Source organism: Pseudonocardia sp. (assembly GCF_025965585.1).
Classification (GTDB): Bacteria; Actinomycetota; Actinomycetes; order Mycobacteriales; family Pseudonocardiaceae; genus Pseudonocardia.
Genome location: NZ_JAOPWR010000305.1, coordinates 1 through 5,419 on the forward strand (window position 1 = coordinate 1; position 5,419 = coordinate 5,419).

Here is a 5,419-nt window from a genome sequence, read left to right on the forward strand (position 1 = left end):
GGCCTGCCTGGCCGCCGCGGCTGAAACCGTTGCCGCCCGCGACGGCCGGGCCGGCGGAGACCCCGGCTCCGGCGTGCGCGCTCAGCGCGGTGTCCACGGCGTAGGCCGCCGGACCCGCTGCCCCGACGACCACGGCGGCCCCGACCAGCACGATGCCGAGCCGCCCGCGCAGACCGGCAGGAGTCAGCAGGGCGAGCGCGACCAGCACCCCGAGCACCAGGACCGTCCACCGCAGCAACGGCAGGAACGCCGGGGTGCGGTCGAGCAGCTCCCACGACCACACCGCGGTGACCGCGGTGGTCAGCGCCAGCACGATGCGCCCGAAGGCCGAGCCGCGCGCCCGCCACACCTCACGACCGCCGACGACGACGAGCCCGACGATGCCCGGGACGAGCACGAGCGTGTAGTAGGAGTGGAAGGTGCCCTGCATCAGGCTCAGCACCAGTGCCCCGACGACGGTCCAGCCGCCCCACATGATCAGTGCGGCCCGCGTCATGTCGGTGCGCGGGGCACCGCGGGTGAGCCACAGCCCGGCGACGAGGAGGATCAGCGCCGCGGGCAGCAGCCAGGCGACCTGACCACCGACATCCGTCTGGAACATCCGCAGGATCCCGGCCTGGCCACCGAACCCGCCGAACCCGCCGGCACGGCCGGCGGCCGCGTCACCGAACACCCGAGCGGCTGCGCCAGGGGCGGCCGTGCCGGCGGCATCGGGGCGCGCACCGAACTCGCCGCCGAAGATCCGGCCGAGGCCGTTGTAGCCGAACGCGCGTCCGAGCTCGCTGTTGTCGGTGGAGCCGCCGATCCACGGCCGGTCGGCCGCCGGCCACAGCGCCACGGCGAGGACCCACCAGCCGGCGCCGACGACGAGCGCGACCCCGGCCCCGACGAGCTGTGCGATCCGCCGGCCCAGCGAGGTGGGCGCCGCCCACAGGTAGGCCAGCGCCAGGCCCGGCAGCACCAGGAAGGCCTGCATCTCCTTGGCGAGGAAGGCGAAGCCGACGACGAGGCCGGCCAGCAGGGTCCAGCGGGTGCTCGCGTGCTCGATCGCCCGGACGGTGCAGTAGCCCGCCACCACCAGCAGCAGCGCCAGGAACGCGTCGGGGTTGTTGAACTTGAACATGAGCGCGGCGACCGGGGTGAGCGCGAGAAGCACGCCGGCGAGCAGGCCCGCTCCCGGGCCGCTGATCCGGCGCACCGTCGCCCACAGCAGCGCCACGGCCGCCACGGCCATCAGCGCCTGCGGCACCAGCATGCTCCAGGACGAGAAGCCGAAGACCCGCGTGGACAGCTCCATCACCCACAGCGACGCGGGCGGCTTGTCGACGGTGATCAGGTTCGCCGGGTCCAGCGAGCCGAAGAAGAACGCCTTCCAGCTCGTCGTCCCCGCCTGCACCGCGGCGGCGTAGAACGAGTTCCCGTAGCCGGTGGCACCGAGGTTCCACAGGTACAGGACGGCCGTGGCGCACAACAGCACCGCCAGGCCGGGAAGCTCCCAGCGCGGGCGCTCCGCGACGGCGGAGGGTCGCCGTGGACGGGGATCCGCCGGGTGCGGCGGCCGCGGCGAGCTCAGTGTCGTGCTCATGAAGACATCTCCGAGTGGCGAGGGGCGCTGTGGGTGAGCCACCGACACTTGACGCGACCGGTGTCCGTTCCTTGTGATGTCCCTGAGTCCTGCCTGTGCAACCGGCCGGCCGACGGCGACCGGCGCACCTGCTCGGCGACGCACAGGAGCCACCCCACGGCGACCACCCCCACCAGGCTGATCAGGCGGTAGAGCACCACCACCGGCAACGCCGAGGCCACCGGGACGCCACCCGCGACGAGAGCGAGCACGAGCGTCGCGTCGACCACGCCGATACCACCGGGCAGCGGTGAGAGCCCCGAGGTCGCCATTCCGGCCGTGTACGCGACGAGCAGCAGCGGGAGGGTCAGGCCGTGCAGGTGCAGGGCCGCGGCGCAGGCGGCCAGGCAACCCATGTCGAAGGACCAGTTGAGCAGCGCGAATCCGGTGGCGACGGACCAGTCCATCGGACGCGGGCGAACCGCCTGGAGCTGGACCACCAGGTCGTCCAACGCCGCTACGCCCGCCGTGGGTGGACGGCGCCGGAGACGGTTCGCTCGGGCGAGAACACGTCCGCAGGCGGTGCGGAGCAGCTGCGGGTGCCGGACGAGGTGACGAGCCGCTCCGGCGACGACGAGGATCCCCGCGATCTCCAGGCCCTGCTGCAGCAGGCCGACCCGGCCTCCGGCGAGCAGTGTGCCCGACAGCCCCAGGGCGAGCAGGGATGCTGTCGACAGGAGGCCGCCGGCCGCGAGAACCCAGGTGATGGCGGGAGCGGTGGCTCCCCGGCCACGCATCCACCGGTAGCTGTAGGCGGTGGAGAAAGCGGCACCGCCGGGCAGGGTCGCGTGCAGCGCGTTGGCCACGTAGACCGCGACGACCGATCCGCGAGCCGGAGTGCGGACACCAGCGGCGAGCAGCAGCCGGCGACGTTCCCGGGCGAACATGCTCATCGACGCGGCTGCCGCGACGACCGCCACGCCGAGCCAGTCGACGTCGACGGCGCGGAGCGACGTCAAGGCGCCGCCGACAGCGGGCGCGACCAGCACCGCCTCGACCACGACGACCAGCGCGATCACCGCCCCGGTGACCGCGCGACGGGACAGGGTGACAGGGCGGCGCGCCGATCGACCGGCCGGCCCGAGCGGGCTCGCAGGCCCTGCCCGCGGCGGGCGGAGTGCCGGTGCGGTCATGGCCCCGAGTCTGCGACCGGAACCTGTGCGGGGACTGTGCTCCGCCGCAGAGATCGGCTCACCGGACGCTGCCGTCGGACGACCTCCGGTCGGGACGCGGACGGCCTGTCCCGGGCACGCGAGGGGTCACGGCCCGGACTCGGTCGAGCGACCCGGCGAGTGGACGAGCCGGCCCGTCGGGCTCACCTTCCGTTTCCGCGGCGACGGTGTCACCGACGACGCGAGGTCACCGACGACGCGAGGTCACCGACGACGCGACTTCACCGACGACGCGACTTCACCGACGACGCGAGGCCGGAACGCCGCGCGATGACCCGGCCCAACCGCTCGAGCATCTCGTTCACCTCGGCGGCGGTCAGAAGCCCCGCGGCGACATGAGCAGGACAGTGTTGCCGCAGGCGCCGCTCCAGCGCGCGCAGCTCGTCGAGGCTCAGCAGCAGGACGGCCTCGTCGGACTCGCGAGCCTGGCAGTCGAGGTCCATCGTCGTCTCCCCGTGAGGAATCACCACGTCACCGGGGTCCGGGGCGACCCCGGAAGGAGACCACGGAGGAGCAGGCGGAAACAGGGCCGTAGGGCCCCGCCTCGACCGTTCGGCTCAGACACGACGGTGTGCTGCTGCAGCACGCGGCGCACCGCACCCGTGCGGCACCGACCGGCCCTCCCGTGCCGGCCGCGACCACGCCGAGGAGAGTAGACCGGCGGTACGGCCGACACCAGGTCGCGCGAAGTTCACCCGGGAGATCCATCAACACCGAGCTGCACCGCCACGTCGTCGGCGCCGGCTGATCGGTGGGCCGTCCGCACGTCCGGCGGGCGCGGTCGTGGTCAGCGCATGCCCGTTGTGACGGCGCGGAAGAAGTTCCACATGAGCGTGGCCGCGGCGGCCTGCGATCCGACGTCGGTGGAGTACGGCTCGGTCGGCTTCCCCGCCACGGGCCAGTAGTGATCGAGCCCGTGGTACAGAACCGACTCCACCGCAGTGCCCGCCGAGCAGCCGGATGCGGTGCGGATCCGGGCGATGCCGACCGTCCGCGTCATCGAGCCGGTGCACCCGTCGCGGCTGCGCCAGGTCGCCGCGATCGCCGTGAGCGTCTGGGTGGCGGTGCGGGCCGGACGGGCGGAGGCCAGGTCCGGGTCCTGGTCGCCGCCCGCGACCAGCAGCGGCATCGGCTGCGGTTCGCTGCACGCCGCGAGAGGTTCGCCGCCGAAGGTCGCGAGCGCGGCGAAGACCCCGGGATGGGCGCAGACCTCGGTGAAGGCCATCTTGCCCCCGTTGCTGTACCCGACGAGGTACTCCTGGCCGGGCAGGATCGGCAGGTTCGCCCGGGAGTCGGCGGCGACCTGGTCGAGGAAGGCGACGTCGTCGACCCCCGCGGTGGCGGCCGTCCCGCAGCATCCGGAGCCGGCGTTCCAGGACTCCTGGTAGCCGATCGGGAACAGCAGCACGGCCTTGCCGGCCTGTGCCAGGGGCAGGAAACCGCTGCGGGCCGCCTCCAACTGGGCGGTGACGACGATCCCGTGCAGCATCATGATCGCGGGCAGCCGCGCGGTCATCCGCGCCGGAGCCAGGACGAGGTAGGACCGCGCCATCCCGTCGACGGTCACGCTGCGCAGCGTGGTGGTGGTACCGGGCGCCAGGCTCGGCTGCGGCATCCCCCGCACGAGCATGGCGGGGCGGACGGGCATGGCGGTGGATTCCGTCACGGAACTGACCGCCGTCACGGCCGCGACACCCAGGAACACCGCGACGGCGAGGGCCACGATCGCGATACGCCGGGGCCGCCACCCCGCGCGTCGCCGTCGACGTTCGACCACGGTAAGGACGATCTCCCTTCCGCTGTTCCTGCTGTCGGCCTGCGTCCCACTATCACGGGGCGCGGCGTACGGATCGGGTCGAAATTCCCATAGCGTGCCTATGAGGATGCTGTGAACGTGAGGACGCTGTGAACGCGCCCGGTCTGCGGCAATGCCGCGGCTCCCCGCCGGCTCAGCACCGACCTGAGCACGACGACGTCTCGGAAACGCCTTTGACAGCGCGTGTCGCTTCACGGGTCGTAACGTTCCCGATCCTCGTCGCGACGGTGTTTCCGCAACGATCGAAAGCTCCTGATCTCGGGAGAACCACTCGGCGAAGCCGGGCACTGGGGTCGAAGCGCCGGTCCAACTGCCTGCTGCGGCAGTCTCGCGGCGTACTCGCACGTCCGAGGGAGGTCCTCGATCGAAGCCCCGGACGCTCCGGTCGACCTCGCTGCCGTACGAGCGGATGAGGAACTGATCGACGCCGTGATCGACGGCCGGATCCTGCCCGCACTCGGCCCCACCGAATCCCGGTTGGTCCACATGCTCATCCAATGGCGCGCATGGAGCAACGAGGAACCTGGCGCATGATGCCGCCGCGCGCTTTCCCGGGTCGGGACGGGCCACGCCCTGGCTCGGTGAAATCGGCGCCGGACAACCTTCCTGAATCGACAGGAGACGCACAGTCAGCTCTCAGAGATCGGGCGCACGGTCAGAGCATGACCGATGTACAGAGGAAGCCGGGCCGGGACGCAACCTCCCCGACCGAGGACCCCCACCCCGACCAGCAGCAGGTCCCCGCCTACGCCGGCGCGCCCGGCCCCGAAGCGGCCGGCGGCGCAGCCGGTGCGCGCGCCACCAGCG

The 5,419-nt window shown here is 72.7% G+C and carries 4 protein-coding genes; all 4 read right to left on the reverse strand.

The genetic code is table 11. The features are described 5' to 3' along the window. Positions 1 to 1,585: glycosyltransferase family 39 protein (locus tag JWR81_RS18725; RefSeq protein WP_297654148.1), on the reverse strand; the 1,585-nt coding region annotated here is incomplete at its 3' end. Further along, on the reverse strand, positions 1,582 to 2,757 hold the full coding sequence (locus tag JWR81_RS18730; RefSeq protein WP_297654151.1) for a YbhN family protein: 1,176 nt from the start codon (positions 2,755 to 2,757) through the stop codon (positions 1,582 to 1,584). The genes JWR81_RS18725 and JWR81_RS18730, both read right to left, overlap by 4 nt. Before the next feature lie 260 nt (positions 2,758 to 3,017). Continuing rightward, complete coding sequence (locus JWR81_RS18735; protein WP_297654154.1) at positions 3,018 to 3,239, reverse strand: hypothetical protein; 222 nt, start codon at positions 3,237 to 3,239, stop codon at positions 3,018 to 3,020. A gap of 344 nt (positions 3,240 to 3,583) precedes the next feature. Continuing rightward, complete coding sequence (locus JWR81_RS18740; protein ID WP_297654157.1) at positions 3,584 to 4,462, reverse strand: hypothetical protein; 879 nt, start codon at positions 4,460 to 4,462, stop codon at positions 3,584 to 3,586. Between the last annotated feature and the right edge of the window lie 957 nt (positions 4,463 to 5,419).